Below are 25961 nucleotides of genomic sequence, written 5' to 3'. Positions count from 1 at the left end.
ATGCCGCGCAGCAAGGCGATCGCCTTCGGGCTGACGCTGGCGGTGTTCGCCGCCAGTTGGATCGCGCCGCGCTGGCCGCTGGAACAGGGCATGCACAGCAGCCTGACGGTCCTGGGCCTGGGCTGGCTGTGGTGGCACGACCGCCGCTGGCCGCTGCGTCCGGCGCACTTCGCGCTGATCTGCGCCTTCATCGTGGCGCATTGCATCGGCGCGCGCTGGCTGTATTCCTACGTGCCCTACGACGCCTGGCTGCAGGCGGCCACCGGCTGGTCGCCGGCGCAGGCCTTCGGCTGGCACCGCAACCACTTCGACCGGTTCATCCACCTGATCTACGGGCTGTGCTTCACGCCCGCGGTCTGGCACTGGCTGCGCCAGCGCTGGCCGTCGCTGGCGGTGGGACATGCCTTCGCGGTGACGGTGATGCTGATCATGTGCACGAGCCTGCTGTACGAATGGCTGGAATGGGGCATCGCGCTGACGATGTCGCCGGAAGCCGCGGAGTCCTACAACGGCCAGCAGGGCGATGTATGGGACGCGCATGCGGACATGCTGCTGGCCACCCTCGGCGCCCTGCTGGTGTGGCCCCTGGCGCGCGCAGAGCGCCGCGGGAGCACGGCATGACCGCGCGCCTGGCCGTGCTGGCCTCGGGCAGGGGCAGCAACCTGCAGGCGATCCTGCGCGCCATCGGGGCCGGCGCGCTGCAGGCGGACGTGGTGGGGGTGTTCTCGGACAGGCCGGCCGCGCCCGCCCTGCAACAAGTCCCGCCCGAAAAGCGCTGGAGCGCCCGGCCTGCCGCCTTTTCCGAGCGCGCCGCCTATGAAGCCGCACTGGCGGACGCGGTGGCCGCCACCCGGCCCGACTGGGTGGTGTGCGCGGGCTACATGCGCATCCTGGGGGACGCGTTCATCGCGCGGTTCCGCGGCCGCCTGCTGAATATCCACCCGTCGCTGCTGCCGAAATACCGCGGCCTGCACACCCACGCACGCGCCCTGGAGGCCGGCGACCGTGAGCACGGCGCCAGCGTCCACTTCGTCATTCCTGAACTGGATGCGGGCACCGTGGTGGCCCAGGTCCGGGTGCCCGTCCTGGCCGGCGACACGCCCGAGACACTGGCGGCACGGCTGCTTCCACGCGAGCACGCCCTGCTGGTCGCCGTCCTGGGGCTGGCGGCGTCGGGCGCGCTGGCTGAACAGGGCGACATCACGCTTTGTCACGGTCAGCCGCTATTAAATCCCCTGTCCCTAGATTCGGCCGACCGATTGGTTTCCTGACCCCCCGGATGTTCTTCCCTCTCCGTTCCCTGCTGCTCGGCCTCGCTCTGGCCGGTTCCGCCGCGCCCACCCGGGCGCTGGAGCCGTTCGTGGCCAGCTATCAGGCCTACAACGAGGGCAAGCTGGCCGGCAACGCCAGCATGAAGGTGACTCCGCGCGCGGGCGACCAATGGCAGATCGACCTCAACGTCAAGGGCACGCGCGGCTTCGCGCGCCTGGCGGGACTGAACATCGAGCAGAGCACGGTGTTCGACACCCGCGACGGGCAGTTCCGCCCGCTCAGCCAGGCCACCGTCCGTCACGCCCTGCTGATGGGCAGGAAGATGGTCGGCACCTACGACTGGAGGAGCGGCACCGCCCGGTGGCAGGGCGACATCAAGAAGGACCGGCGGGCGCCGTTGCCCTTGCAGGCCGGCGACATGAGCGCCCTGCTGATGAACCTGGCGGTGATCCGCGACGCCGCCCCCGGCAGGCAACTGGCCTACCGCGTGGTCGACAACGGCCGCGTGCGCGACTACCAGTACGTGGTCTCGCCCGAGCCCGAAAACATCACGATCGAGGACCTGAGTTACAGTGCCCTGCGTGTGAGCCGGTCCAACGGCGGCAACGACGAGACCATCTTCTGGGTCGCCGATGGCGTACCCACCCCCGTGCGCATCCTGCAGCGGGAAGACGGCCAGGACGGCGTGGATCTGCGCCTGGTCGAATATCAGGGAGTACCGTGAACATGCTGAAGAACACCCTTGCCATGCCCCGCACGCTGCTGGCCGCCGCCCTGCTGGCCGCCACCAGCGCACCCGCGCTGGCCGTCGAAGCCTTCACCGCCCAGTACAACGCCAGTGCGCTGGGCATGGTGGGCGAAGGCCAGATGTCCGTCTCGCCGCAGCCCGGCGATCGCTGGCAGTACACGCTGAGCGTGCGCAACCAGGCCGTGGACCTCAGCCAGAAGACCGTGTTCGACGTGCAGGATGGACGCATGCGGCCGCTCAGCAGCAGCGACACCTCGCGCCTGCTGATCAAGAAGAAGAACGTCAACACGGTCTACGACTGGTCCAAGGCCCAGGCCACGTGGAGCGGCGACGTGAAGCCCGACCGCGCCGGCCCGGTGAAGCTGGCCGCCGGCGACATGGATGCGCTGCTGGTCAACCTGGCCATCGTGCGCGACGTGGCCGCCGGCAGGCCGCTGACTTATCGCATGGTGGAGAACGGCCGCGCCAAGCCCATGACCTATCAGGTGGCCGGAAAAGAGCGCATCACGGTCGCAGGCAAGCCACAGGAGGCCACCAAGGTCGTGCGCACCGATGGCGACAAGCAGACCATCGTCTGGGTGGTGGCCGATGCCCCGGTGCCCGCGCGCATCCTGCAGCGCGAAAACGGCCAGGACACCATCGACCTGACGCTGAAATCCTGGCGCTGAGTCATCCCGGCGCCGCCGTAAAAAAAGCCCGGCGATGCCGGGCTTTTCTTATTCCTTGCCCGGCGTGGCCTCGGCCTGGAACACGGTCTTGCAGTCCATCCTGATGGTGCCCGCGCCGCTTCGCCATGCAAAGGTGTTGCACTGGCGCCGGCCGTCCTGCTTCTGTTCGACCACCACCGAGAAGACCGCCTGCGCGATCTCGCCCTGGGTCACCGTACCATCGCCGTTCCAGTCCATGTCCTGGGTGGTGATGCCGTGCGTGGCGGCGGCGCCGGTGTAGTGCAGCCAGGCGACCAGCGCCAGCAGCGCGAGGACGATGCCCAGCAGGATCTTGCGCCGCAACGGAAACCGCGGCCGGAGGCCTGACAGCTTCGGGTCGTGCCGGCTCACGACACGCGCCTGATCTGCGCGCCCAGGCCGCCCAGCTTCTCTTCGATGTTCTCGTAGCCGCGGTCCAGGTGGTAGATGCGATCGATGGTGGTTTCGCCCTCGGCCACCAGGCCGGCCAGGATCAGCGAGGCGGAGGCGCGCAGATCGGTCGCCATCACCGGTGCGCCACCCAGCTTCTCCACGCCACGCACGATGGCGGTGTGGCCTTCGACGCGGATGTCCGCGCCCAGGCGCAGCAGTTCGTTGACGTGCATGAAGCGGTTTTCGAAGATCGTCTCGTTGATCACGCCCACTCCGTCGGCCACGCAGTTCAACGCCATGAACTGGGCCTGCATGTCGGTGGGGAACGCCGGGTACGGCGCGGTGGTCAGGCCGACCGCCTTCGGGCGCTTGCCCTGCATGTCCAGGGTGATGCTGTCGGCCGTGGTCTCGATCCTGGCGCCTGCTTCGGTGAGCTTGTCGAGCACGGCTTCCAGCGTGTCGGGGCGCGCATTGCGCGCGGTGACCTTGCCGCCTGTCATCGCCGCGGCGACCAGGAAGGTGCCCGTCTCGATGCGATCCGGCACCACCGAATGGCGTCCGCCGCCCAGGCGCTCGACGCCGTGGATGACGATGCGCGACGTACCGGCGCCTTCGATCTTCGCGCCCAGTGCGTTGAGGCATTCGGCCAGGTCGGTGACTTCAGGCTCCATCGCGGCGTTTTCCAGCACCGTGGTGCCTTCGGCCAGCGTGGCGGCGGCCATCACGTTCTCGGTACCGGTCACGGTGACCATGTCGAACACGAAGCGCGCGCCCTTCAGGCGCGCCGCACGCGCCTTGATGTAGCCGTTCTCGACGGTGATCTCGGCACCCAGCGCCTGCAGGCCCTTGATGTGCTGGTCGACAGGGCGCGAACCGATCGCGCAGCCGCCGGGCAGCGACACCACCGCGGCGCCGTGGCGGGCAACCAGCGGGCCCAGCACCAGGATGGAGGCGCGCATGGTCTTGACCAGTTCGTACGGCGCGACGAAGCGGCTGACGGTGGTCGGGTCGACGGTGATGCCGCGTCCCTTCGCCAGCGTGCCCTCATCGATGGTGATGCCGGCGCCCAGTTCGCCCAGCAGCTTCACGGTGGTCACCACGTCGTGCAGGTGCGGCACGTTGGTGATCTCCACCGGCGCATCCGCCAGCAGGGTCGCGCACAGGATGGGCAGCACGGCGTTCTTGGCGCCGGAGATGGTGACTTCGCCGTTGAGCGTGTTGCCACCGGTGACGATGATTTTCTGCATGAGGGCCGGGAATGGGGATACGGGAATGGGGATACGGGAATGGGGATACGGGAATGGGGATACGGGAATGGGGATTCGAAGGAGCGGATTCCGGGACAGGGCGAGGATCGGGGAAAGCGCCGTTGCCGCCGCGCCCCGAACCCGATTCCCTAGCCCCGTCCCCCGGCTTCATCGGGGGTGACGGTCTTGAGCTGCAGCGCATGGATCGCGCCGCCCATCAGGTCGCCCAGCGTGGCGTAGACCATGCGGTGGCGGGCCAGCGGCAGCTTGCCGCGGAAGGCCTCGGCCACCACCGTGGCCTCGAAGTGCACCCCGTCGTCGCCCTGCACGTCCGCGCGGGCGCCCGGCAGGCCGGATTCGATCAGTTTACGGATGGTTTCGGCGTCCAACGGGCTTTCCTAATAAAATACCCGGCCATTCTACCCGTCGGCGTCCCGCCCGCATGCCCCAGCCCTCCTCCCTGACCCTGCCCGTCTCGCCCGCCAGCCTGGCGGCCAGCGGCCGTCGGGTCATCGAGATCGAGGCGCGTGCGCTGGAGGCGCTGGCTGCCCGCCTCGACGGTTCGTTCTCGGCCGCCTGCCAGGCCATCCTCGCCGGCCAGGGCCGCGTGGTCTGCACCGGCATGGGCAAGTCCGGCCATGTCGCCCGCAAGATCGCGGCGACACTGGCATCGACGGGAACACCCGCCTTCTACGTCCATCCGGGCGAGGCCGGCCACGGCGACCTGGGCATGATCACCGATGCGGACGTGGTGCTGGCGCTCTCGTACTCCGGCGAATCGGACGAAGTGCTGATGCTGCTGCCGGTGCTCAAGCGCCAGGGCAACACCGTCATCGCCATGACCGGCCGACCGCAGTCGACGCTGGCGCGCGAAAGCGACTTCCACCTGGATGTCAGCGTGCCGGCCGAGGCCTGCCCGCTCGACCTGGCGCCCACCAGCAGCACCACCGCCTCACTGGCGATGGGCGATGCGCTGGCCGTGGCCTTGCTGGACGCGCGCGGCTTCACTGCCGACGATTTCGCCCGCTCGCACCCCGCCGGCAGCCTCGGCCGCCGCCTGCTGCTGCACATCACCGACGTGATGCATGCCGGCGACGACGTGCCGCGCGTGGACGCGGGCGCGACCCTCAGCCAGGCCCTGGTGGAGATGAGCCGCAAACGCCTGGGCATGACCGCCGTCGTCGATGCCGAAGGTCGCCTGGCCGGTCTTTTCACCGACGGCGACCTGCGCCGCACGCTCGACAATCCGGCGCTGGACGTGCGCACGGCGCGCATCGCCGACGTGATGACGCGTCAGCCCAGGACCATCGGCGCCGACCAGCTGGCCGTGGAGGCCGCGCGCCTGATGGAAACCCACAAGATCAGCGGCCTGATCGTGGTGGACGATGAACAGCGCCCGGTCGGCGCCCTCAACATTCACGACCTGTTGCGTGCCCGCGTGGTGTAACCGCCGGGCTCGCCGCCCCGCATCCTTGCCGTTCCTCCTTCCGCCGCCCATCCTGTCCCCATGCCCCTGAGCCACCTCCACGACCTGACCGACGACGTGCTGGCCCGTGCCGCGTGCATCCGGCTGGCGTGCTTCGACGTGGACGGCACGCTGACCGACGGGCGCCTCTACCTGGACAGCGAAGGACGCGAACAGAAGACCTTCCACGTGCAGGACGGCCAGGGCCTGGTGCTGCTGAAGCGCGCCGGCATCGAGGTGGCCTTCATCACCGCGCGTGGCGGCACCGTGGCGGTGGCGCGCGGCCGCGAACTGGGCGTCCAGGTGTTCACCGGCGTCAAGGACAAGCTGGGCAAGGTGCGCGAGCTGTGCGCGACGCTGGCGATCGGGCTGGACGAGGTGGCCTTCATGGGCGACGACCTGCCGGACGTGCCGCCGTTCGATGCGGTGGGACTGGCCATCGCGCCGGCGGATGCGCATCCCTGGACCGCCCGGCGCGCGCACTGGCGGACCCGCCGGCCCGCCGGCCTGGGCGCCGCCCGCGAGGCCTGCGACCTGCTGCTGGGCGCACAGGGCCACGCACCGGTCTTCGAAGGGGGCGTGGCATGAGCTGGCGCGCCATCCTCGGTCTGGTCCTCCTGCTGGCCGCGATCGTCAGCGGCTGGTCGGCCTGGAAGAACCGCGACATCCCGTCGCCGGACCGCGTGCTGGTGGACCGCTCCGACTACGTGATGCGCGACTTCGAGATGATCGCGCTCAACAGCCAGGGCAAGGAGGCGGTGGCGGTACGCGCCCCGCTGATGGAACGCAATCCCCAGGACCAGACCTACACCATCACCACCCCGCTGTTCCTGCTGCCGGAAGAGCAGGGCCGCTCGTGGGAACTGCGCTCCAAGACCGGCTGGCTGAGCGCCAAGGGCGAGGAAATGCGCCTGCGTGGCGATGTCCATGGCATACCGCCCCAGGGCGGCGCACAGCAGATCCACTTCAGGACCCAGTCGCTGAACGTCTATCCCGACCGCGACCTCGCCACCAGCGACGAGCGGGTGACCCTCACCCAGCCAGGCTCTAGACTGAGCGGCATTGGTTTCGAGACGAACCTCAAGACCAAGGACTACATTTTCAAATCCCAGGTGAAATCGACCTATGAACCGCGCACTGCTCGTTAGCATCGCCCTGCTGCTGGCCCTGGCGCCCGCCACGGTCGCCTTTGCCAAGTCCAGCGACCGCAACCAGGCCACCACCATCGATGCCGGCCACTCCAACGGCAACCTGCAGGGCAATGGCAAGACGGTGCTCTCCCAAGGCGTGGTCATCACCCAGGGCAGCCTGCAGATCCAGTCCGCTGCCGCCGATGTCTACATGGCGGACGGCGAGATCGCGCGGGCGGTGTTCACGGGCAAGCAGGTCAAGTTGCGGCAGCAGCTGGATGACGGCACCTGGATGGACGCCACCGCCGATACGGTCGACTACGACCTGCGCAAGGAAACGCTGACCATGACCGGCAACTACACCGTCAAGACAGCGCGCGGCTCCAACAGCGGTCAGCGCATGACCTACAACCTGAAGTCCGGCAACGTGGAAAGCGGCGGCGACGGATCGCGCGTGCGCACCGTCATTCCGCCCAAGTCCGCGCAGCCGGCACAGGGCAAGAACTGATGCTGACCGCGAAGGGACTGCGCAAGCGCTACAAGCAGCGCGAGGTCGTCGCCGACTTCGGCCTGAGCCTGCAGCCGGGCGAAGTGGTCGGCCTGCTGGGCCCCAACGGCGCCGGCAAGACCACCTGCTTCTACATGATCGTCGGCCTGGTGGCCGCCGACGCGGGCACGATCGAGCTGGACGGCCAGGACATCACCGCCCAGCCGATGTACCAGCGCGCCAAGCTCGGCGTGGGTTACCTGCCGCAGGAGCCCTCGGTGTTCCGCAAGCTCAGCGTGGCCGACAACATCCGCCTGGTGCTGGAACTGCGCGAGGACCTGGACAGCGCCGGCATCGAGCGCGAGCTGGCCTCGCTGCTGGACGAACTGCAGGTCACCCACGTGGCCGACCAACTGGGCGCCAGCCTGTCCGGCGGCGAGCGCCGGCGCGTGGAGATCGCCCGCGCCCTCGCCGCCCGCCCGCGCCTGATGCTGCTGGACGAACCCTTCGCCGGCGTCGATCCGATCTCGGTCGGCGAGATCCAGCGCATCGTGAAACACCTCAAGGATCGCGGCATCGGCGTGCTGATCACCGACCACAACGTGCGCGAAACCTTGGGAATCTGCGACCGGGCGTATATCCTCAATGCCGGTAGCGTTCTGGCGCAGGGGGCCCCGGACGCGTTGCTGGCCAATCCGGACGTACGCCGGGTGTATCTGGGCGAAACCTTCCGCCTGTGATCCCCGTCGGCGGCATTGGCCGCCTACGGGTTTCCAAGGTCGGGAATGAAGCCACGCCTGCAGACATCGCTGGGACAGCATCTGGTCATGACGCCGCAGCTGCGTCAGGCCATCCGGCTGCTGCAGATGTCCACCGCCGAACTCGAGATCGAGCTGACCGAGGCGGTGGAAACCAATCCCCTGCTGGACTGGAGCGAACCCGGCCAGGATGCGGGCCCGCAGCGCGGTGCCGACGACGAGCGCCCTCCGGGAGACGAACCGCGTGAGGAACGGACGCAGGCCCAGGACGAACGGGACCACGAACGGGTCGCCGCCGGCGAACCCGACGACTGGTCGCCGGACGACGGCCCGTGGACATCCTCCGGCAGTGGAGGATCGTTCGACGACGAAGACGGCGGCAGCCCCGCCGAGCGCGTCGCCGAAGCCGATACGCTGCACGGCCACCTGCTGTGGCAGCTGCACCTGTCGCACCTGTCGGCGCGCGACCGCCGCATAGGCGCCGCGCTGATCGACGCGCTGGAAGACGACGGCTACCTGCGCGAACCGCTGTCCGGGATAGCCCAGGCCCTGCGGCCGGAGATCGAAGCCGCGGAAGAGGACATCCTGGTCGTGCTGCACCAGGTACAGCGCTTCGATCCGGTCGGCGTGGCCGCACGTTCGCTGGGCGAATGCCTGCAGCTGCAATTGTCCGTACTCGGCGAGGACACGCCGGGCAGGTCGCTGGCGCTGAAGATCGCCGGGACGGCGCTGGAGCGTCTTCCCCGCAGCGGCGTGGACGGCATCGCCCAGGAACTGAAACGGCCCGTCGCCGAAGTGGAAGAAGCCGTGCACCTGCTGCGCACGCTCGACCCCAAGCCCGGCGCACAGGTCGGCGATCTCTCGCACGACACCTACGTGGTGCCCGACTGCGTGGTCTGGCGCCAGCGCGGCGTGTGGCGCGCGGCGCTGGCCGGCAACACCCTGCCCCGCATCACCATCCATCGCGGCTACGAGCAGATGATCCGCCAGTGCGGCGACAGCGATGCCGGCTACCTCAGGGCCCAGTTGCAGGAAGCCCGCTGGCTGCTCAAGAGCGTCGAGGCGCGCGGCGAGACGCTGCTCAAGGTGATGCGCTGCCTGCTGCACCAGCAGGCCGGGTTCCTCGAGTTCGGCGAACAGGCGCTGCGTCCGCTCACGCTGCGGGATGTCGCCGAGGAGGTCGGCCTGCACGAATCGACGGTCTCGCGCGCCATCGCGCGCAAGTACGTCAGGACACCGCGGGGCACCCTGCCCATGCGCGCCTTCTTCGCCTCGGGCATCGACACCGAAGGCGGCGGCGAAGCCTCCAGTACCGCCATCCAGGCCATGATCCGGCGGCTGGTGGAAAACGAGAACCCGCGCAAGCCGTTGTCCGACGCGAAACTGGCCGACCTGCTGAAGGCCTCCGGCATCCCGGTGGCACGGCGCACCGTGGCCAAGTACCGCGAGGCGCTGAACATCCTGTCTTCGCACGAACGCGTACGGATCGCCTGAACGCCCGGCCTGCACAGCAACGCGACGGGACGCGAAGCGTGACCACGTTCCATGTGCGCAGAACGCTTTCCTAACACCTCCGCGCCACCGCGTTAAAAAGACGCGTGCGCCGGTTGATAGTTGCCGCGCCCGGGTCCATCTTTGTCATGCAGCACCCGTCTGCCATCGCCACCGGCACAAGGAGCACTCCGGAACCCAGACCCCTGCCGCGTTGTCATTACTGGCACGCTTTCCGCGCGAATGCGCGGTTCTACCGACCCGAAGGAGGCACACATGCGTATCGAGACTTACGGCCACGAAATCGAAGTCACCCCCGCCCTGCGCGAATACGTCGAAACCAAGCTGAAGCGGCTGGAACGCCACTTCGACCAACCCTTCGAGGTCCGTACGCAGCTGGGTACCCGCAAGCCCGACTACCTGGCCGAAGCCACGATCAATGTCGCCGGCCGCACCCTTCATGCCGATGCTGGCGCGCCCACCATGTATGCCGCCATCGACGTCCTGGCCGACAAGCTCGACCGCCTGCTGGTCAAGCACAAGGAAAAGCGCACCGACGTGCAGCGCACAGGCGCGCGCGGAGAACTCATCGGCTGATACCGCCGGGCGTACCCGCCAGGCCGCTCCGCACCGCGGGGCGGCCCCACGGCCGGGATGCATGCCTCGCGCGGCCGCGAACGGGCCATTACACTGGCCTGTGCCGCCTTCCGGGCCGGCATCTCCCTTCCCGCCGGCCGCTTCCGCATGATGAACACCAGCATCACCGCCCGTGAACTGTTCGACCAGCAGAAGGACAAGCTGGCCCTGCGCTGGCTGGCGGGACAGAAGGGCGAGAGGCGCGTGCTGGAATCCGGCGATACCGTGTCGCGGCGTCCGTCCCTGGCCGGCTACCTCAATGCCGTCTATCCCAACAAGGTGCAGATCCTCGGGACCGAGGAACTGACCTGGCTGGACTCGCTGGACTCGCGCCAGCGCTGGGAAACCATCGAGAAGATCGTGCAGGCCAAGCCGCTGGCGCTGGTGATCAGCAAGAACCAGTCGTGCCCCGAAGACCTGCGCGAAGCCGCCAACGAGAACGATACCCCGCTGTGGGCATCACCCAAGCGCGGCCACGAACTGCTCAACCACCTCTCCTACCACCTCGCGCGCACGCTGGCGCCGCGGGTGACGCTGCACGGCGTCTTCATGGAGATCTACTCGATCGGCGTGCTGATCACCGGCGAGGCCGGGTCCGGCAAGAGCGAACTGGCGCTGGAGCTGCTGAGCCGCGGCCACCGCCTGGTCGCCGACGACGCGCCCGAGTTCACCCAGATCGCGCCCGACGTGCTGGACGGCACCTGTCCCGAACTGCTGCAGGACCTGCTGGAAGTGCGCGGGCTGGGCGTATTGAATGTGCGCGAGATGTTCGGCGACACCGCGGTGAAGAAGAACAAGTACCTGCGCCTGATCGTGCACCTGACCCGGCCGATGACCGAACCCAATCCGCACGGCTACGAGCGGCTGACCGGCGATTCGGGCACCCGCCACGTGCTGGACCTGGATGTGCCGCTGATCACCCTGCCGGTGATGCCCGGCCGCAACCTGGCCGTGCTGACCGAGGCCGCCACCCGCCTGCACATCCTGCGCACCAAGGGCATCGATCCGGCCGCGATGTTCATCGCACGCCACAGCAACCTGCTCGAGCGCAGCGCGCCATGATCGGTCCGACCGCCCCGCAGGTCACAGACGAGGACAACGGCACGCCGGCCCCGCCCGCACCCACGGTCGTCATCGTCAGCGGCCTGTCCGGCTCGGGCAAGTCGGTGGCCCTGAAGACCTTCGAGGACCTGGACTATTACTGCGTCGACAACCTGCCGGTGGATCTGCTGCCCTCGTTCGTGCGCAGCCTGATGCGCGAGGACGAACTGCCGCCCAAGATCGCCGTGGGCATCGACGTGCGCAGCCGCCACAGCGACCTGTCCAAGCTGGCGCAGTGGCGCGCGGCGCTGGCCCAGCTCGGGCTGGAAGGCCGGCTGATCTTCTTCGATGCCAGCGACGAGGTATTGCTGCGGCGCTATTCCGACACCCGCCGGCGCCACCCGCTGGGCCATGGCGGACTGTCGCTGCAGGAGGCCATCCGGCAGGAACGCGCCATCATCGCGCCGCTGCGCGCGGAAGCCGACGTCGTCATCGACACCAGCCAGCTCAACGTGCACCAGCTGCGGCGCCGGATCATCGCCGAGTTCGCCTTCAACAAGGGCACCCAGCTGTCGCTGCTGTTCGAATCCTTCGCCTACAAGCGCGGTGTGCCGGCGGATGCCGACTTCGTGTTCGACGCCCGGGTGCTGCCCAACCCGCACTGGAACCCGGAGTTGCGTCCCTACGCCGGCCGCGACCCGAAGGTGCGTGCCTTCCTCGACGCCCAGCCGGAGGTCGCCGAGTACGTCGGCCAGGTCAGCGGCTTCCTGGACACCTGGCTGCCGCGGCTGCGCGGCGAGACCCGCAGTTACGTGACCATCGCCTTCGGCTGCACCGGCGGCAAGCACCGCTCCGTGTACCTGGCGGAAACCCTGGCCCGGCACGCGCGCGAACAGGGCTGGGAAGAAGTCGCCACCTTCCATCGGGAATTGGACTGACCCCGGCTTCGTCGAGCCGGGCCTGCCCGGCTGATGCTGTCCGGAGCCCCGGCAGACAAGCAGCGCAGCACGCTCCGCTCCCCGGGGCCGGGCAGGGCCGCCGGCCACCCTGACCGTTCCACTCACGCCGCTTCCAGCGCGTCATGCCGGTCTGTTAACGTTCCGGCATGGCCTGTGGCATTCTTCTTGTGACTCATCCCGGCGTGGGTGCGGCGATCCTCGCCGTCGCCACGGCACTGCTGCGGCAACTGCCCCTGAAGGCGGAGGCCTTCGAGGTGCCGTTCGACGCCGACCTGGAGGCGCTGCTGCCGCAGGCTTCGGCCGCGCTGCGGCGCGTGGATGGCGGCGATGGCGTGCTGGTGCTGACCGACCTGTACGGCGCCAGCCCCAGCAATCTGGCGGGCAGGCTGGCCCGTCTGGGCACGCCGGTGCGGCGCGTGTCGGCGCTGAGCCTGCCGATGCTGCTGCGGGTGATGAACTATTCGGAACAGGGACTGGACGAACTGCCGGCGACCGCCGCCGCCGGCGCACGCAATGGAGTCATTCACGACGATGCTTGAGCGCGAACTCACCATTTCCAACCGCCTGGGCCTGCATGCGCGCGCCACCGCCAAGCTGGTGCAGACGCTGTCCGGTTTCCGCTGCAACGCCACGCTGGCGGCCAAGGGCCGCGAGGTGAACGCCAAGAGCATCATGGGCGTCATGCTGCTGGCGGCCGGACAGGGCACGCCGGTGATCGTCCGCATCGAGGGCGAGGACGAAGCCGCGGCGATGCAGGAAGTCGCCTCGCTGTTCGAGCGACGATTCGACGAGGACGCCTGATGCGGGCGCTGCTGCCGGGCCACGGGGCATCGCGCGGCAGCGCGCTGGGACGTGCCCGGGTGCGGCTGCCGCATGTCCTGGATGTTGCCGAACAGCGCATCCGCCAGGACCAGATCGACGACGAACTGGCCCGGCTGCACGACGCCGTCGACGCCACCCGCCGCGAGATGCACAGCCTGCGCGCCCGCCTGCATGGCGCGTTGGCCAAGGAAGTCGGTGAATTCCTCGACCTGCATGCCCTGCTGCTGGACGACCCCGAACTGCTGCACGGCCTGGATGAGCTGATCCGCGCCGGCCGCTACACCGCCGACTACGCCCTCAGGCTGCAGCGCGATCGTCTGGCCGCGGTGTTCGACGGCATGGACGATGCCTACCTCAAGAGCCGCATGGACGACCTGGACCATGTGATCGGGCGGATCCATGCGCACCTGCACCAGCGTGCGGAAGGCACCCCGGGCGTGGCCGGCGAGATCCTGGTCAGCGACAACGTGGCGCCCTCCGAACTGGCGGAACTCCAGCAACAGGGCGTCGTCGCCGTGGTCACCGCCGCCGGCAGCGCCCTCTCGCACAGCGCCATCCTGGCGCGCAGCCTGCACCTGCCGCTGGTGGTGGGCAACGCGCAGGCCCTGCAGCGCGTCAACGACGGCGACGTGTTGCTGGTGGACGGCAGCACCGGCGAGGTCGTGGTCAACCCCGATCCGGCCGATCTTCGCCGCTACCGCGAGCGCCTGCGCGATGCCGCGCGCGAGGCGCGCGAACTGGGCCGCCTGCGCTCCAAACCCAGCCGCACCCGCGACGGGGTCGACGTGGCGCTGTGGGCCAATGCCGAGTCGCTGGAGGATGTGGCCAAGGCCCATGCCCTGGGCGCGGCGGGCGTGGGCCTGTACCGCACGGAATTCCTGTTCCTGCAGCGGCGCGAGCTGCCGGGCGAGGACGAGCAGTTCCAGGTCTACCGCGACCTGGCGCTGGGCATGAGCGGGCGGCCGGTGACGATCCGCACGCTGGACCTGGGCGCGGACAAGGCCGACCGCACCGGCCTGGCCATCGGTGACGAGGACAATCCTGCGCTGGGCGTGCGCGGCGTGCGCCTGTCGCTGGCGCATGCCGACGTCTTCGACACCCAGCTGCGCGCCATCCTGCGGGCCTCGGCCTACGGCCCCGTGCGCATCCTGGTGCCGATGGTCAGCGGCCGCGAGGAACTGCTGGAAGTGCGCCGCCGCCTGCGCCGTGCGGGGCTGCAGCTGCGCAAGCAGGGCCACGAGATCGCCGGGCATGTCCAACTGGGCGCGATGATCGAAGTGCCCGCGGCCGCGATCGCCTTCCACGGCTTCGTGGACGTGGTGGACTTCGTGTCCATCGGCACCAACGACCTGGTGCAGTACCTGCTGGCGGCGGACCGCAACAACGAGGCGCTGGGCGAACTCTATTCGCCGTTGCACCCCGGCGTGCTGCGCCTGCTCCGCCATGTCATCGGCATCGGCGCCGAGCACAAGGTGCCGGTGGCGATGTGCGGCGAGATGGCCGGCGATGCCACCCTCGCGCCGATGCTGCTGGCGCTGGGCCTGCGCGAGTTCAGCCTGCACCCGGCGACCCTGCTGGAACTGCGCAGGGCGATCCGCGACAGCGACCTGTCGGACCTGCAGGCCCGTGCGGCGAAACTGCTGCAGGCGCGCGACCGTGCAGGCATCGAGCGCTGGCTCAAGGCCGCCACACCCATCTGACCCTCTCTGCAGGAGCGCCCCATGGGCGCGATGCTGTTGCTTCGGATTTTTTGCGAAAAGCATCGCGCCCATGGGGCGCTCCTACAAACGCGCGGGATCTCGTACGGCGGCGGTACGGGGTGTCCATAAATCGCAGCCCGGGCGATAATGGCGGCATGAACGCCTGATGCCCCGGTCGCATCCGCCTGACGGATCGGCCCCATTCCGGAGTACCGAATGGTCGAGACCATCCGCCACGACAAGACCGCACGCCAGCTGCGCCTGCTCTCCGACGCGCTCGACAGCGGTCGGCTGGGGCCCGTGCGCCGGCTGGTCAACACCTTGTCGCCCGCGGAGATCGGCAACCTGCTGGAATCGCTGCCGCCGGGCAAGCGCGAAGTCGTCTGGGGCCTGGTCGATCCCGAGGACGACGGCGAAGTGCTGGTGCACGTCGGCGACGAGGTGCGCGAAAGCCTGCTGGCGGACATGGACACCGACGAGATCGTCGCCGCCGTCGAAGACCTGGACATCGACGACCTGGCCGACCTGGTGGAGGACCTGCCCGACACCGTCATCGACGAAGTCCTCAAGTCGATGGACCGCGAGAACCGCGAGCGCCTGGAGCAGGTGCTCTCGTACCCGGAGGACACCGCCGGCCGCCTGATGAATCCGGACGTGGTCACCGTGCGCGCCGACGTCAACGTCGACGTGGTGCTGCGCTACCTGCGCCTGCGCGGCGAACTGCCGGACCACACCGACCACCTGTACGTGGTCAGCCGCCGCCACCAGTACCTGGGCCGCGTGCCGCTGGCCGCGCTGGTCACGCACGAGGACACCACGCCCATCAACCGGCTGATCGACGACGAGCAGCCGGCCATCGACGTGGGCGAGAGCGCGCAGGAAGTGGCGCGCCAGTTCTCCGACCACGACTGGGTCTCCGCGCCCGTGGTGGACGACAACAACATCCTGCTAGGCCGCATCACCATCGACGACGTGGTGGACATCATCCGCGAGCAGGCCGAGCACCAGGCGCTGGGCGCCGCCGGCCTGGACGAGGACGAGGACCTGTTCTCGCCGGTCAAGCGCGCCGTGCGCGGCCGCGTGGTGTGGCTGGGCATCAACCTGTTCACCGCGTTCATGGCGGCCAGCGTGATCGGCCAGTTCGAAGTGACGCTGGAGAAGATCGTCGCCCTGGCCGTGCTGATGCCCATCGTGGCCGGCATCGGCGGCAACGCGGCGGTGCAGGTGCTGACGCTGATGGTGCGCGGCCTGGCCCTGGGCCAGGTGGGGTCGAGTAACGCCGGCATCCTGTGGTGGAAGGAACTGCGCGTGGCGCTGATCAACGGCGTGCTGATCGGCGGCATCGTCGGCGTGATCGCGTTCGTCTGGTTCCGCAGTCCCATGCTGTCGCTGGTCATCGCGATGGCGCTGGTGCTGAACTTCTGCGCCGCCGCCACCGCCGGCGTGCTGCTGCCGCTGCTGCTCAAGCGCATGAACATCGACCCCGCCGTCGCCGGCACCGTCGTGGTCACCGCGGTGACCGACGTGATGGGCTTCTTCTGCTTCCTGGGTCTGGCCACGCTGATCCTGCTGCACTGACCGCTGCGCTTCACCTCTGCCCACCACGATTCAAGGAAGGCTTCGCCCATGCAACTGAACCTGCACCTGATCCTGATCTGCAGCGCCATCTTCCTGCTGCTCACCGGCTGGGTCTGGCTGCTGCGCAACGCATTCCGTACCCATGTGTTGTGGGGCTTCGCCGGACTTTTCATGCCGCCCACCCTGATCCTGTTCGGAGTGCTCCATCTGCGGGGAAGCAGGACCGCCCTGCTGACCTATGTGGCCGGGATGATCGTGTTGGGGTTCGGATTGGCGCGACCGATCACGGTCAACCTCCCGACCGAGCCCTACCCGCTTCCGTCTTGAAACACGGGCGCGCGCACAATTCCGCATCTCCAGTGGCGGGCGCGGCGGCGATGATCGCCTATGGGCTGCTCCTCTCCTGGGCCGTCCGCACCGAGCGGCTCCCGCTGCAAGCGGCATTCGTGCCGCTGGTCCTGTCGGTGATCACCTTCGTCGCCTATGCGCTGGACAAGCATGCGGCGCAGACCGGTCGCCGGCGCACGCGCGAATCCACCCTGCACCTGCTGGAACTTGCGGGCGGCTGGCCCGGCGCCTGGATCGCGCAGCAGCGGCTCCGTCACAAGTCGCGCAAGCCGGCCTACCGCAGGGCGTTCCGGGCGATGGCGATGCTGCACTGCACGGCGCTGGCGGCGTGGTGGTGGACACGCGGGTGAGCGCAAGGCGGTATCCTGCCCGCGTCGTCGTCACCGGATGCCTGTCGCCATGCGCTTTCCCCTTCGCCTCGCTTTCGTGTCCCTGCTGCTGATCCTGATGACCGCCTGCACCACGACACCCACGATGAACCCGACCGGCGAATTCGTCCCGCGCGAGGTCGTGCTGGAAGGCAAGACCTACCGTTACCAGGTATTCGTTCCCGCCGCGCGCTTCCGCCGCGGCAGACCGCCGGTGGTGCTGTTCCTCAACGGTTCCGGCGAGCGCGGCAGCGATGGCGTGAAGCAGACGATGGCGGGCCTGGGCCCGTACCTGCGCCGGCACGCCGACACATTCCCGGGGCTGGTGGTGTTTCCACAGGCGCCGGAAGACACCGAATGGACGCAGACCGCCGGCCCCATCGCCTTCGCCACGCTGGATGCCGCGCTGCGCGAATTCGATGGCGATCCGGACCGCGTGTCGCTGACCGGCATGTCGATGGGCGGCTATGGCACGTGGGAACTGGCGCTGCAGCAGCCCAGCCGCTTCGCCGCGCTGGTGCCGGTGTGCGGGGGCATCACCGTGGACTGGGGGCGCGAGCGTTCCAGCATGAACGTGCACAGCGTCGCCGGTGCCGCCGATCCCTTCGCCGCGGCCGCGCAGCGCCTGAAGGACGTGCCGGTGTGGATCTTCCATGGCGGCAAGGACGATGTGGTGCCGCCATCCCAGTCGCGCCGCATGGACGCCGCGCTGAAGGCGGCCGGCGCACGCGACGCGCGCTACACCGAGTTCCCCGACGCCAACCACAACAGCTGGGACGCCACCTACGCCTACGCCCCGATGTGGGACTGGCTGTTCGCCCAGCGCCGGGACCGCTGACGTGGCGGAACTGGTCGCCGACTACTTCGCCGCGGACTGGCGCGAGCGGACGCTGTCGTGCCCCTGCGGCTGGCAGGGCGACAGCCGCACCATGGCCATGGAGCTGCACGACGCGGTCACCGACTACGCCTGCAGCCAGTGCGGCAACCTGCTGCTGATCGTGTCCCATCCGACGCTGGAACAGGTCCGCGCCGCCGCCGGGGCCGGCCACCAGGAGGCCCAAGCCCACCTGGCCATCCTCGAGGAAGCCCGGGTCCGCTTTCCTCCCGCGACGGACTGATCCGGCGCCGGCACGTGCTGCGCTGCGCATCCGGCATTGTCCGGCCTGCGCACGCCAATGCCCCTCAACCCGCGCCTCCTGCGGCCGATAACCCGGCATCCCCTGGTGGCCGGTGGGCACCCGCCCATGGCCGTGCGAGCGACTGGTATGGCTGACGTGGCCGACGACAACTCCGGTATTCCTGGCGGCCTGCGCCGGTTCTGGTCGCGTCGGCGCGAGGCCGCCGCGTCCACCTCGCGCGACCTGGCCACGACCAGCGGCGCCCGCTCGCGGCCGGCGATCAGCGGCGCGCAGCTGCAGGCCCTGTTCGCGCACGCGGAGGAACCCGGCCCCCTGCTGTCCGCGTTCGCGGACGGCATAGCAGGCCTGCCCGGCGAGCTGCAGGGCATGGGCGAGCGCCTGCAATCGGCCCATGCCGACGGCGACTGGCCGCGCTATGGCCGTGCCCTGCGGCAACTGATCGACAAGTACATCCGCACGATCCAGGACGAACCGCTGTCCGGCGAGGCCGAGCAGCTGCGCGACCTGCTGCACCACGTGCTGGCCGGCGGCATCGAACACCTGCTGCGCGACGACGCCATCCTGCTGCCGCAGGCCCATGCGCTGGCCGACCGCGTGCGCCAGTGGCAGCCGGCGCAGCCGCTGGACGGGCTGGGTGGCGACCTCAAGGAGCTCTGCCGCCTCGTCGGCCTGCGCACGCACGAGGTGAACGATGCGCAGGAACTGATGCGCAGCCTGTTCGACCTGCTGCTGGAGAACGTGGGTGAGCTGATCGAGGATGGCAGCTGGCTGCAGGACCAGATCGGCGCGGTGCGGCAGCTGCTGGCCGGCCCCTTGGACCGCACGGCGCTGGAACAGACCCGCGCCGGACTGCGCGAGGTGATCTACAAGCAGGGCCTGCTGAAGCAGGGCCTGGCCGAATCCAAGGCCTCGATGAAGGAGATGATGGTGACCTTCGTGGAGCGGCTGGACGGCATGGCCAGCAGCACCGGCCAATACCACGACCGCATCAGCTTCCATGCCCAGGCCGTGCGTGAAAGCCGCAGCATCGCCGAGCTGGGCAAGCGGATGGAGGACATCCTGGACGACACCGCGCGGGTGCAGGCGCAGGCCCTGCGCGCGCGCGACAGCCTGCTGGAGGCCCGGCGCGAGGTGGAAGCCGCCGAGCGGCGCGTCGCCAACCTCGAGGAAGAACTGCAGTCGGTCTCGGCACTGGTGCGCGTGGACCAGCTGACCGAAGCGCTGAACCGGCGCGGCTTCGACGATCTGTTCAAGCGCGAATCGGTCCGCGCGCTGCGCAGCGGCCAGACCCTGAGCCTGGCGCTGCTGGACCTGGACGACTTCCGCCACATCAACGCCGCGCACGGCCACCTGGGCGGCGATGCCGCGCTGTGCCACGTGGTGGCCATGGCGCGCGCCACCCTGCGCGCCAGCGATGCCGTCGCGCGCTTCGGCGGCGAGGAATTCGTGCTGCTGCTGCCGGACACCAGCTTCCTGGAGGCGACCGGCACGCTGGAACGCCTGCGCGCGCGCCTGGCCCATTCGCCGCTGCTGCACGAGGGCCGGGGCATCCTGGTGACCTTCAGTGCGGGCGTGGCGCGCTGGTTGCCGGGCGAATCGCAGGACGAGCTGCTGGCGCGCGCCGACCGGGCCATGTACCAGGCCAAGCAGGCCGGCAAGAACCGGGTGGTGGCGGCGCCGGAGTGAGCATCAGGCGGGGATGCGCACAGGCAGGCGTGGGTTGCCGCTTCGCCCTCGGCCCCGGCACCGTCATTCCGGGGTTTCCCTGGCACGGGTGCGGGAGTGCGCGGCCGGATCGCGAAAAGCCGCCGCGAACACCCGGGCTCAGCCCAGCAGCATCTCCAGCACCGCCATGCGGATGGCGACGCCGTTGCTGACCTGGCGCAGCACCAGCGACTGCGGACCGTCGGCCACCTCGTCGGTGATCTCCACGCCGCGGTTGATCGGACCCGGGTGCAGCACCACCGCATCCTTCGCCGCGCGCGCCAGGCGCGCCGTGGTCAGCCCGTAGCCGCGGTGGTATTCCTCCAGCGACGCGATCAGACCTTCTTCCATGCGCTCGCGCTGCAGGCGCAGCATCATCACCACGTCGACACCGTCGAGCATCGCGTCGAAGTCCTGTCCAAGCTCGCACCCCGACAGCGTGCCGTCGTCGGGCAGCAGCGACTGCGGCCCGCACACGCGGATCACGCCCGCGCCCAGGGTGCGCAGCGCATGCAGGTCCGAGCGCGCCACGCGCGAGTGCTTCACGTCGCCGACCATCAGGATCTTCAGCCGCGAGAAATCCGCGCCCTTGGCCTGGCGGATGGTCATCATGTCCAGCAGGCCCTGCGTCGGGTGCGCACTGCGGCCATCGCCGGCATTGACCAGCGCGGTGCCCTCGCCCGCTTCGGCCGCCAGCGCGGCGACGGCGCCGTCCTCGGCGTGGCGGACGATGAAGCCGCGCACGCCCATCGCCTCCAGGTTGCGCAGCGTGTCGCGCGCCGTCTCGCCCTTGCGCGTGGACGAGGTGGACGCGTCGAAGTTCAGCACGTCCGCCCCCAGCCGCTGCGCGGCGATGTGGAACGAGCTGCGGGTGCGCGTGGACGGCTCGAAGAACAGCGTGCACACGGTGGTGCCGTCCAGCGCCTGCCGCCGTGGCGTGCGGCCCAGTGCGGCGTCGCGGATCTGGCCGGCGCGGTCGATCAGGCGGCACAGGGTCTCGCGCGGCAGCCCGTCGAGGGTCAGCAGGTGGCGCAGGCGTCCATCGGAATCGAGTTGTGGGGTCATGGAGTGAGGTCAGGGAGGAGTCAGGTCAGCTGGGTCGCGTCCTGCGGTGCGGCCAGCCAGCGTTCGATGATGACGGCGGCCGCCACGGCATCCAGTGCGGCCGCATCGCGGCGGCGCTTGCGCCCTTCCGCGCGATCCAGGGCGAAGCGTTGCGCCGCCTCGACCGAGCTGGTGCGTTCGTCCACCAGCACCACCGGCAGGTGGTAGCGCGCGCGCAGTTCGCGGGCGAAGGCGTGGGCGCGCTTGCGGATCGGCTGGTCGCCGCCCTCGAGCGTCATCGGGTCGCCCACCACCAGGCCGTCGGGCTTCCATTCGGCGTGCAGCCTGTCGATGGCGGGCCAGTCCGGCCCATGGCCATGCACGTCGACGACGGCCAGCGCGCGTGCGCCGGTGCCGAACGCGCTGCCCACGGCCACGCCGATGCGGCGGGCGCCCACGTCGAATCCCAGTACGGTGCCGTCCAGCTTCATGCCTGCTGCCTCCGTTCGATCCCGTGCACGCCATGTTCCGCCGACGGCCGTGGAAACCACGTCTGCGGGCGGCGGGGCGCGCTCATGCGTGGCCGCTGTAATCCGTCAGGCGGGTCATGTCCACGCCGATCCGCTGGCCGGCGGCCTGCCAGCGCTGTTCCAGCGGCACCGCGAACAGCAGTTCGGCATCGGCCGGCGCGGTCAGCCAGCTGTTTTCGCCCAGTTCGTATTCCAGCTGGCCGGCGCCCCAGCCGGCGCAACCCAGGGCCACCACGGCATGCGCGGGGCCTTCGCCTGCGGCCATCGCCTCCAGGATGTCGCGCGAGGTGGTCAGGAACAGGCCCTCGGCGACTTCCAGCGTGGACTCCCACGCATGCGCGCTGTCGTGCAGCACGAAACCGCGCTCCGGATGCACCGGACCGCCGGCCAGCACCACCTGCTCCTGCAGGCGCGGGTCGTGCGAAGCCAGGTTCATCTGCCGCAGCACTTCGCCCAGCGTGTATTCCGACGCGCGATTGACGACCACGCCCATGGCGCCGTCGTCGTCGTGCTGGCAGATCAGGGTGACGCTGCGCGAGAAATTGGGATCGGACAGCGCCGGCGAGGCGATCAGCAGCTGGTTGGCCAGGGGGGTGGCGGCGTCTTGCATGCCGCCATTCTAGCCCGTGCCCGCGCGGCCCGCGCCGGTGAGGGCACACGCTGTCCGCAACCGGCCCTAGAATCGCGCGACCTCCCCTCGGCACGCCCCATGTCTGGCTATTGCGACATCGCCCCCGGCCATCCGCTGCATGGCCCCTACCACGACCACGAGTACGGCTTCCCCCAGCGCGAGGAGGCGGCCCTGTTCGAGCGCCTGCTGCTGGAAATCAACCAGGCCGGCCTGAGCTGGGAAACCATGCTGCGCAAGCGCGAAGGGTTCCGCGCCGCCTACAGCGGCTTCGACGTGGACCGCGTGGCCCGCTACGGCGAGCGGGACCGCGCCCGCCTGCTGGCCGACCCCGGCATCATCCGCAACCGCCTGAAGGTGGAGGCGGCCATCCACAACGCCGGGGTCATCCGGCAGCTGCGCGCGAGCCACGGCGGCTTCTCGGCCTGGCTGGACGCGCACCACCCCTTGCCGAAGACGGAGTGGGTGAAGCTGTTCAAGAAGACCTTCCGCTTCACCGGTGGCGAGATCACCGGCGAGTTCCTGATGAGCCTGGGCTATCTGCCCGGCGCGCACCGCCAGGACTGCCCGGCCTACCGCCGCGCCGCGCGGCAGCGTCCGCCGTGGATGGCCGCCGCCGGGCATTGATCCGGCGCAATCGCCGGGTGCCACGATGGTCGTATCCTGCGACACCGTCGCCGCGCGCGATAATTGCCGTTTCGTTTGCCGGAAGCCCCTGCCATGCAAGAAGACCGAATCCGCCACGCCGGCCTGCGCGACCGCGTGGTCGATGCCGACCACGCCGCCGCCCTGATCCAGCCCGGCGAGACGGTGGCCATGAGCGGCTTCACCGGTTCCGGTTACCCCAAGGCGGTGCCGCTGGCCCTGGCCGCGCGCATCGAGCAGGCGCATGGCGCGGGCCAGCCGTTCCAGATCAAGCTGATGACCGGCGCCTCCACCGCGCCGGAGCTGGATGGCGCCCTGGCCAAGGCCGACGCCATCGCCCTGCGCATGCCGTTCCAGAGCGATCCGGACGCACGCAAGCGCATCAACGACGGCACGCTGGACTACATCGACATCCACCTGAGCCACGTGGCACAACACGTGTGGTTCGGCTTCTACGGCCCCATCGACACCGCGGTGGTGGAAGTCTCCGCCATCCGCGAGGACGGCACGCTGGTGCCCTCCACTTCGATCGGCAACAACAAGACCTGGCTGGACCTGGCGAGCAAGGTCATCGTGGAGGTCAACGACTGGCAGCCCGCCGGCATGGAGGGCATGCACGACATCTACTACGGCACCGCGCTGCCGCCGCACCGCCGCCCCATCCCGATGGAGCACGTGCACGACCGCATCGGCGACACCACCCTGCGCTGCGATCCGGACAAGATCGTCGCCGTGGTGCGCACGCATGGGCCGGACCGCAACAGCCCGTTCACGCCCATCGACGCCACCAGCGAGCGCATCGCCGGCCATCTGATCGAATTCCTCAAGCACGAAGTCGCCCTCGGCCGCCTGCCGCCCACCCTGTTGCCGCTGCAGTCCGGCGTGGGCAACATTCCCAATGCCGTGCTGGCGGGACTGGCCAAGAGCGGTTTCCGCGGCCTGACCGCATTCACCGAGGTCATCCAGGACGGCATGCTCGACCTGCTGCGCGAAGGCGTGCTGGACGTCGCGTCCTGCACCGGCTTCGCACTCAGCCCGGCCGCCAACGAGGCGTTCAAGCGCGACATCGCCTTCTACCGCGAGCGCATCATCATGCGCACGCAGGAAATGTCGAACCATCCGGAACTGGTGCGCCGGCTCGGCTGCATCGGCATGAACGGCATGATCGAGGCCGATCTGTACGGCAACGTCAATTCCACCCACGTGATGGGCAGCCGCATCCAGAACGGTATCGGCGGCTCGGGCGACTTCGCCCGCAACGGCTTCATGTCGGTGTTCCTCAGCCCCAGCACCGCCAAGGGCGGCAGCATCTCGGCGCTGGTGCCGATGGTCAGCCATGTGGACCACACCGAGCACGACGTGTCGGTGATCGTCACCGAACAGGGCCTGGCCGACCTGCGCGGCCTGACGCCCAAGCAACGCGCGCACACGCTGATCGCCAACTGCGTCCATCCCGACTATCGCGACGCGCTGCAGGACTATTTCGACCGCGCCCTGCAGCACAGCTACGGCAAGCACACCCCGCACCTGCTGCCGAAAGCGTTGTCGTGGCATCAGCGGTGGTTGGATACAGGCAGCATGAAGGGCTGAGTCGCCCGCCTGCCCTGGCCATTCAACACTCGGCGTGATCGCCATAACGTACGGCGTGGGGGATGGCTAGTGAACCCGGGGCGATTCAACCCATTTCGCTGGCGACTTTCGGCCATCAACCAGAAGTTCGGCGTAACAAGCTGTTCAAGTACCCCTTGAGACCCACAGAGTCGGACTCATCAGGCGAGAAGTCAGATTCCATCAGACTAAGGACCCTTTCAGCCCCCCCCAAGTCGATCAACACATGGCTGACGAAAGATTGCTCGCCGGTGAACAGCGTCACATCCTGATCAAGCCTAACGATCCAAGCCCCAGATTCCGAGAAGACATAGTGATCATTCAGAAAGTTGTTATTGGACCTCCAGAATTCACGCAGAGAATCCAAACTCGGACTCAAGCTGTGCACCTCTGAATCACGTGCGATCTCGCGTTCAAGAACAACCTCTATCGAAGCATTCCCTGGAAAAAGATCAATATGACGCTTTAGCCATGCCTCCCAGACAGCCTGAGGCGCGAAGAGTTCATAAAGATTTCTATCGAATGCCATGCCAATCCAATCTCTTCTGAGAAGCGGATTGGCCGGAGGCAGGGATGGAGAGAGATTGCTGCGAATGAAGTTTTCTACGCGCGCCGTCACAACTAGTTCCTTTCCGGATAGCGAATGGTGGTAGATGGGACATTGCTGTCTTTCGGATAGTGCTTGATGGTGTCAGTTCCGGCTGGAGGACCATCACTATAAGGCCTGGTACTCGTATGCCTGTTGGCGGTACTGCCGTCCGGAAGCTTGATGTTGTTGGGACCATTTGCCTCCGCGCCCGGGATGTTGTTTAGAGTTTCCCAGTCAGCATCCCCCGCCCCTGCGTCTCCTTGCAGCTCACCTCTTTCGCCGGCCTTCCCAGCTACCGGCGACTTTCCTTCTCTGATCCCGTCGACAGCCCCTTTGACAGCCTCTTCGGGTGTCGACTGCTGATTTGCCTGGTAGATCTCGTAGCCAATTTCACCGGCCGTATAGACCAGAATGCCGATGCCGATGACGTCTCCAACGAACGGCTCCGCCCACGCCCTAACTAGTAGCTGGCGCATGGATTGACCCCACCATCACATCGCAACCATCGCACGATGCACTTGCGGGAGTCTCATCTTCTCCGCTGAGCCGCACCAACTGAAACTGCAAAGTCCGTTAACCACGAGAACGGACATGTCGACGGGCCGCTTCACTATCGACAGATCATCGCGCCCTTCAACAGGTCGACACCGGCATGGCCGCTTCGACCTCACGCAGGAAGCCTATCATCCGCTCTTTGGAAGCATTTCTTCGCGCCCGATCTCCGTCTCGTTGGAAATTGGACTCCAAGTCGCCGTGTTACTCAAAACCGCGGAACGTCGAGCCTGCTTGAATTCTCGAACTGCAGATGCAGCACTTCAGCGGACACTCGACTGCCAATGGCCGCGCGCTGACCAACGACCCCCATATCCAGGCCGGCGTGCCCGCCACGATGTCGGAATCGTCGTTGAGGAACATCCGCATCGCATCAGCGGCGGTCTGCACGCG

General features: G+C 68.6%; 32 protein-coding genes. 24 read left to right on the top strand and 8 right to left on the bottom strand.

What is annotated here, in order from left to right; all coding sequences use genetic code 11:
* From MUU77_RS04890 to MUU77_RS04875, 4 genes are read left to right on the top strand one after another with little or no spacing between them, the layout of a single operon-like run.
* The gene (locus MUU77_RS04890; protein ID WP_245092212.1) at nt 1–621 is read left to right on the top strand and encodes a DUF2238 domain-containing protein; all 621 of its coding nucleotides are present in this window, start codon (nt 1–3) and stop codon (nt 619–621) included.
* On the top strand, nt 618–1271 hold the full coding sequence (purN, locus tag MUU77_RS04885; protein WP_245092210.1) for a phosphoribosylglycinamide formyltransferase: 654 nt from the start codon (nt 618–620) through the stop codon (nt 1269–1271). Before MUU77_RS04890 ends, purN begins: the two co-directional genes overlap by 4 nt.
* Before the next feature lie 8 nt (nt 1272–1279).
* Nucleotides 1280–1996, top strand: coding sequence for a DUF3108 domain-containing protein (locus MUU77_RS04880; protein WP_245092208.1), 717 nt, complete (start codon nt 1280–1282; stop codon nt 1994–1996).
* 2 nt (nt 1997–1998) lie between these two features.
* Nucleotides 1999–2688 carry a DUF3108 domain-containing protein gene (locus MUU77_RS04875; protein ID WP_245092206.1) on the top strand — a complete coding sequence of 230 codons (690 nt, stop codon included), beginning with the start codon at nt 1999–2001 and terminating at the stop codon, nt 2686–2688.
* 48 nt (nt 2689–2736) lie between these two features.
* Here MUU77_RS04875 and MUU77_RS04870 read toward each other — a convergent pair whose 3' ends face one another.
* From MUU77_RS04870 to MUU77_RS04860, 3 genes are all read right to left on the bottom strand, one after another.
* Nucleotides 2737–3078 (bottom strand): EF-hand domain-containing protein, encoded by a 342-nt coding sequence (locus MUU77_RS04870; protein ID WP_245092204.1) that lies wholly within the window; start codon nt 3076–3078, stop codon nt 2737–2739.
* Complete coding sequence (gene murA / locus MUU77_RS04865) at nt 3075–4346, bottom strand: UDP-N-acetylglucosamine 1-carboxyvinyltransferase (RefSeq protein WP_245092202.1); 1272 nt, start codon at nt 4344–4346, stop codon at nt 3075–3077. The genes MUU77_RS04870 and murA overlap by 4 nt, the downstream gene beginning before the upstream one ends.
* A gap of 149 nt (nt 4347–4495) precedes the next feature.
* The gene (locus MUU77_RS04860; protein WP_245092199.1) at nt 4496–4735 is read right to left on the bottom strand and encodes a BolA family protein; all 240 of its coding nucleotides are present in this window, start codon (nt 4733–4735) and stop codon (nt 4496–4498) included.
* A gap of 53 nt (nt 4736–4788) precedes the next feature.
* Here MUU77_RS04860 and MUU77_RS04855 point away from each other — a divergent pair, with 53 nt between their 5' ends.
* The 18 genes from MUU77_RS04855 (at nt 4789) to MUU77_RS04770 (ending at nt 19954) form a co-directional block, all read left to right on the top strand.
* Nucleotides 4789–5793: a KpsF/GutQ family sugar-phosphate isomerase gene (locus tag MUU77_RS04855; protein WP_245092197.1), complete on the top strand. Its 1005-nt coding sequence runs from the start codon at nt 4789–4791 to the stop codon at nt 5791–5793.
* 60 nt (nt 5794–5853) lie between these two features.
* Nucleotides 5854–6399, top strand: a complete 546-nt coding sequence (locus MUU77_RS04850; protein ID WP_245092188.1) for an HAD hydrolase family protein — start codon at nt 5854–5856, stop codon at nt 6397–6399.
* Nucleotides 6396–6959: an LPS export ABC transporter periplasmic protein LptC gene (gene lptC, locus MUU77_RS04845; protein WP_245092186.1), complete on the top strand. Its 564-nt coding sequence runs from the start codon at nt 6396–6398 to the stop codon at nt 6957–6959. The genes MUU77_RS04850 and lptC overlap by 4 nt, the downstream gene beginning before the upstream one ends.
* Complete coding sequence (gene lptA, locus MUU77_RS04840) at nt 6937–7449, top strand: lipopolysaccharide transport periplasmic protein LptA (protein ID WP_245092184.1); 513 nt, start codon at nt 6937–6939, stop codon at nt 7447–7449. The genes lptC and lptA overlap by 23 nt, the downstream gene beginning before the upstream one ends.
* Entirely contained in the window at nt 7449–8168 is a 720-nt protein-coding gene (gene lptB / locus MUU77_RS04835; RefSeq protein WP_245092182.1) for an LPS export ABC transporter ATP-binding protein, read from the top strand. Before lptA ends, lptB begins: the two co-directional genes overlap by 1 nt.
* A 45-nt stretch (nt 8169–8213) precedes the next feature.
* A complete protein-coding gene (locus tag MUU77_RS04830; RefSeq protein WP_245092180.1) occupies nt 8214–9680 on the top strand; it encodes an RNA polymerase factor sigma-54 in 1467 nt (488 codons plus the stop codon).
* Between the two features lie 273 nt (nt 9681–9953).
* Nucleotides 9954–10274, top strand: coding sequence for a ribosome-associated translation inhibitor RaiA (gene raiA / locus MUU77_RS04825; protein WP_245092178.1), 321 nt, complete (start codon nt 9954–9956; stop codon nt 10272–10274).
* 150 nt (nt 10275–10424) lie between these two features.
* Complete coding sequence (hprK, locus tag MUU77_RS04820) at nt 10425–11375, top strand: HPr(Ser) kinase/phosphatase (protein WP_245092176.1); 951 nt, start codon at nt 10425–10427, stop codon at nt 11373–11375.
* Entirely contained in the window at nt 11372–12292 is a 921-nt protein-coding gene (gene rapZ / locus MUU77_RS04815; protein ID WP_245092174.1) for an RNase adapter RapZ, read from the top strand. Before hprK ends, rapZ begins: the two co-directional genes overlap by 4 nt.
* 167 nt (nt 12293–12459) lie before the next feature.
* Complete coding sequence (locus MUU77_RS04810; protein WP_245092172.1) at nt 12460–12852, top strand: PTS fructose IIA subunit family protein; 393 nt, start codon at nt 12460–12462, stop codon at nt 12850–12852.
* Nucleotides 12845–13114, top strand: a complete 270-nt coding sequence (locus MUU77_RS04805; RefSeq protein WP_245092170.1) for an HPr family phosphocarrier protein — start codon at nt 12845–12847, stop codon at nt 13112–13114. The genes MUU77_RS04810 and MUU77_RS04805 overlap by 8 nt, the downstream gene beginning before the upstream one ends.
* The gene (gene ptsP / locus MUU77_RS04800; RefSeq protein ID WP_245092168.1) at nt 13114–14835 is read left to right on the top strand and encodes a phosphoenolpyruvate--protein phosphotransferase; all 1722 of its coding nucleotides are present in this window, start codon (nt 13114–13116) and stop codon (nt 14833–14835) included. Before MUU77_RS04805 ends, ptsP begins: the two co-directional genes overlap by 1 nt.
* Before the next feature lie 216 nt (nt 14836–15051).
* A complete protein-coding gene (mgtE, locus tag MUU77_RS04795; RefSeq protein WP_245092166.1) occupies nt 15052–16413 on the top strand; it encodes a magnesium transporter in 1362 nt (453 codons plus the stop codon).
* A gap of 48 nt (nt 16414–16461) precedes the next feature.
* Nucleotides 16462–16740 (top strand): hypothetical protein, encoded by a 279-nt coding sequence (locus tag MUU77_RS04790; RefSeq protein ID WP_245092164.1) that lies wholly within the window; start codon nt 16462–16464, stop codon nt 16738–16740.
* Between the two features lie 50 nt (nt 16741–16790).
* Nucleotides 16791–17111, top strand: coding sequence for a DUF1294 domain-containing protein (locus MUU77_RS04785; protein ID WP_245092162.1), 321 nt, complete (start codon nt 16791–16793; stop codon nt 17109–17111).
* A 49-nt stretch (nt 17112–17160) separates the two neighbouring features.
* Complete coding sequence (locus MUU77_RS04780; protein ID WP_245092160.1) at nt 17161–17967, top strand: prolyl oligopeptidase family serine peptidase; 807 nt, start codon at nt 17161–17163, stop codon at nt 17965–17967.
* Between the two features lies 1 nt (nt 17968).
* Nucleotides 17969–18247 carry a hypothetical protein gene (locus MUU77_RS04775; protein ID WP_245092158.1) on the top strand — a complete coding sequence of 93 codons (279 nt, stop codon included), beginning with the start codon at nt 17969–17971 and terminating at the stop codon, nt 18245–18247.
* Nucleotides 18248–18403: 156 nt separating this feature from the next.
* On the top strand, nt 18404–19954 hold the full coding sequence (locus tag MUU77_RS04770; RefSeq protein ID WP_245094239.1) for a GGDEF domain-containing protein: 1551 nt from the start codon (nt 18404–18406) through the stop codon (nt 19952–19954).
* A 138-nt stretch (nt 19955–20092) separates the two neighbouring features.
* Here the strand turns inward: MUU77_RS04770 and MUU77_RS04765 are convergent, their stop codons facing one another.
* The 3 genes from MUU77_RS04765 to MUU77_RS04755 all read right to left on the bottom strand — a co-directional run bounded on the left by MUU77_RS04765 (nt 20093) and on the right by MUU77_RS04755 (nt 22156).
* Nucleotides 20093–21037 carry an aspartate carbamoyltransferase catalytic subunit gene (locus tag MUU77_RS04765; RefSeq protein WP_245092156.1) on the bottom strand — a complete coding sequence of 315 codons (945 nt, stop codon included), beginning with the start codon at nt 21035–21037 and terminating at the stop codon, nt 20093–20095.
* 20 nt (nt 21038–21057) lie between these two features.
* Nucleotides 21058–21507, bottom strand: a complete 450-nt coding sequence (gene ruvX, locus MUU77_RS04760) for a Holliday junction resolvase RuvX (protein WP_245092154.1) — start codon at nt 21505–21507, stop codon at nt 21058–21060.
* An 82-nt stretch (nt 21508–21589) separates the two neighbouring features.
* A complete protein-coding gene (locus MUU77_RS04755; RefSeq protein WP_245092152.1) occupies nt 21590–22156 on the bottom strand; it encodes a YqgE/AlgH family protein in 567 nt (188 codons plus the stop codon).
* 99 nt (nt 22157–22255) lie between these two features.
* Between MUU77_RS04755 and MUU77_RS04750 the strand changes: the two genes are divergently transcribed.
* Together MUU77_RS04750 and MUU77_RS04745 are read left to right on the top strand one after the other, a co-directional pair.
* A complete protein-coding gene (locus MUU77_RS04750) occupies nt 22256–22801 on the top strand; it encodes a DNA-3-methyladenine glycosylase I (RefSeq protein WP_245092150.1) in 546 nt (181 codons plus the stop codon).
* 93 nt (nt 22802–22894) lie between these two features.
* Nucleotides 22895–24409, top strand: a complete 1515-nt coding sequence (locus MUU77_RS04745) for an acetyl-CoA hydrolase/transferase family protein (protein WP_245092148.1) — start codon at nt 22895–22897, stop codon at nt 24407–24409.
* A 115-nt stretch (nt 24410–24524) separates the two neighbouring features.
* On the opposite strand, the gene MUU77_RS04740 is transcribed toward MUU77_RS04745, so the two are convergent.
* Together MUU77_RS04740 and MUU77_RS04735 are read right to left on the bottom strand one after the other, a co-directional pair.
* Nucleotides 24525–25046: a hypothetical protein gene (locus tag MUU77_RS04740; protein WP_245092146.1), complete on the bottom strand. Its 522-nt coding sequence runs from the start codon at nt 25044–25046 to the stop codon at nt 24525–24527.
* Nucleotides 25047–25048: 2 nt separating this feature from the next.
* Nucleotides 25049–25492, bottom strand: coding sequence for a hypothetical protein (locus MUU77_RS04735; protein ID WP_245092144.1), 444 nt, complete (start codon nt 25490–25492; stop codon nt 25049–25051).
* Between the last annotated feature and the right edge of the window lie 469 nt (nt 25493–25961).

The organism is Pseudoxanthomonas sp. F37 (genome assembly GCF_022965755.1).
Taxonomy (GTDB): domain Bacteria; phylum Pseudomonadota; class Gammaproteobacteria; order Xanthomonadales; family Xanthomonadaceae; genus Pseudoxanthomonas_A.
This window is presented reverse-complemented; position numbering and strand designations above follow the sequence as displayed.

Bases quoted from the DNA above. Each gene is read 5' to 3' on its own strand.
- MUU77_RS04755 (WP_245092152.1), bottom strand. From the start codon at position 22,156: ATGCAAGACGCCGCCACCCCCCTGGCCAACCAGCTGCTGATCGCCTCG.
- lptC (WP_245092186.1), top strand. From the start codon at position 6,396: ATGAGCTGGCGCGCCATCCTCGGTCTGGTCCTCCTGCTGGCCGCGATC.
- rapZ (WP_245092174.1), top strand. From the start codon at position 11,372: ATGATCGGTCCGACCGCCCCGCAGGTCACAGACGAGGACAACGGCACG.
- MUU77_RS04875 (WP_245092206.1), top strand. From the start codon at position 1,999: ATGCTGAAGAACACCCTTGCCATGCCCCGCACGCTGCTGGCCGCCGCC.
- MUU77_RS04805 (WP_245092170.1), top strand. From the start codon at position 12,845: ATGCTTGAGCGCGAACTCACCATTTCCAACCGCCTGGGCCTGCATGCG.
- MUU77_RS04810 (WP_245092172.1), top strand. From the start codon at position 12,460: ATGGCCTGTGGCATTCTTCTTGTGACTCATCCCGGCGTGGGTGCGGCG.
- MUU77_RS04855 (WP_245092197.1), top strand. From the start codon at position 4,789: ATGCCCCAGCCCTCCTCCCTGACCCTGCCCGTCTCGCCCGCCAGCCTG.
- raiA (WP_245092178.1), top strand. From the start codon at position 9,954: ATGCGTATCGAGACTTACGGCCACGAAATCGAAGTCACCCCCGCCCTG.
- MUU77_RS04735 (WP_245092144.1), bottom strand. From the start codon at position 25,492: ATGCGCCAGCTACTAGTTAGGGCGTGGGCGGAGCCGTTCGTTGGAGAC.
- hprK (WP_245092176.1), top strand. From the start codon at position 10,425: ATGAACACCAGCATCACCGCCCGTGAACTGTTCGACCAGCAGAAGGAC.
- MUU77_RS04745 (WP_245092148.1), top strand. From the start codon at position 22,895: ATGCAAGAAGACCGAATCCGCCACGCCGGCCTGCGCGACCGCGTGGTC.
- MUU77_RS04790 (WP_245092164.1), top strand. From the start codon at position 16,462: ATGCAACTGAACCTGCACCTGATCCTGATCTGCAGCGCCATCTTCCTG.
- lptA (WP_245092184.1), top strand. From the start codon at position 6,937: ATGAACCGCGCACTGCTCGTTAGCATCGCCCTGCTGCTGGCCCTGGCG.
- ruvX (WP_245092154.1), bottom strand. From the start codon at position 21,507: ATGAAGCTGGACGGCACCGTACTGGGATTCGACGTGGGCGCCCGCCGC.
- MUU77_RS04830 (WP_245092180.1), top strand. From the start codon at position 8,214: ATGAAGCCACGCCTGCAGACATCGCTGGGACAGCATCTGGTCATGACG.
- murA (WP_245092202.1), bottom strand. From the start codon at position 4,346: ATGCAGAAAATCATCGTCACCGGTGGCAACACGCTCAACGGCGAAGTC.
- ptsP (WP_245092168.1), top strand. From the start codon at position 13,114: ATGCGGGCGCTGCTGCCGGGCCACGGGGCATCGCGCGGCAGCGCGCTG.
- MUU77_RS04890 (WP_245092212.1), top strand. From the start codon at position 1: ATGCCGCGCAGCAAGGCGATCGCCTTCGGGCTGACGCTGGCGGTGTTC.
- lptB (WP_245092182.1), top strand. From the start codon at position 7,449: ATGCTGACCGCGAAGGGACTGCGCAAGCGCTACAAGCAGCGCGAGGTC.
- MUU77_RS04750 (WP_245092150.1), top strand. From the start codon at position 22,256: ATGTCTGGCTATTGCGACATCGCCCCCGGCCATCCGCTGCATGGCCCC.
- MUU77_RS04785 (WP_245092162.1), top strand. From the start codon at position 16,791: ATGATCGCCTATGGGCTGCTCCTCTCCTGGGCCGTCCGCACCGAGCGG.
- MUU77_RS04780 (WP_245092160.1), top strand. From the start codon at position 17,161: ATGCGCTTTCCCCTTCGCCTCGCTTTCGTGTCCCTGCTGCTGATCCTG.
- purN (WP_245092210.1), top strand. From the start codon at position 618: ATGACCGCGCGCCTGGCCGTGCTGGCCTCGGGCAGGGGCAGCAACCTG.
- MUU77_RS04765 (WP_245092156.1), bottom strand. From the start codon at position 21,037: ATGACCCCACAACTCGATTCCGATGGACGCCTGCGCCACCTGCTGACC.
- MUU77_RS04880 (WP_245092208.1), top strand. From the start codon at position 1,280: ATGTTCTTCCCTCTCCGTTCCCTGCTGCTCGGCCTCGCTCTGGCCGGT.
- MUU77_RS04850 (WP_245092188.1), top strand. From the start codon at position 5,854: ATGCCCCTGAGCCACCTCCACGACCTGACCGACGACGTGCTGGCCCGT.
- mgtE (WP_245092166.1), top strand. From the start codon at position 15,052: ATGGTCGAGACCATCCGCCACGACAAGACCGCACGCCAGCTGCGCCTG.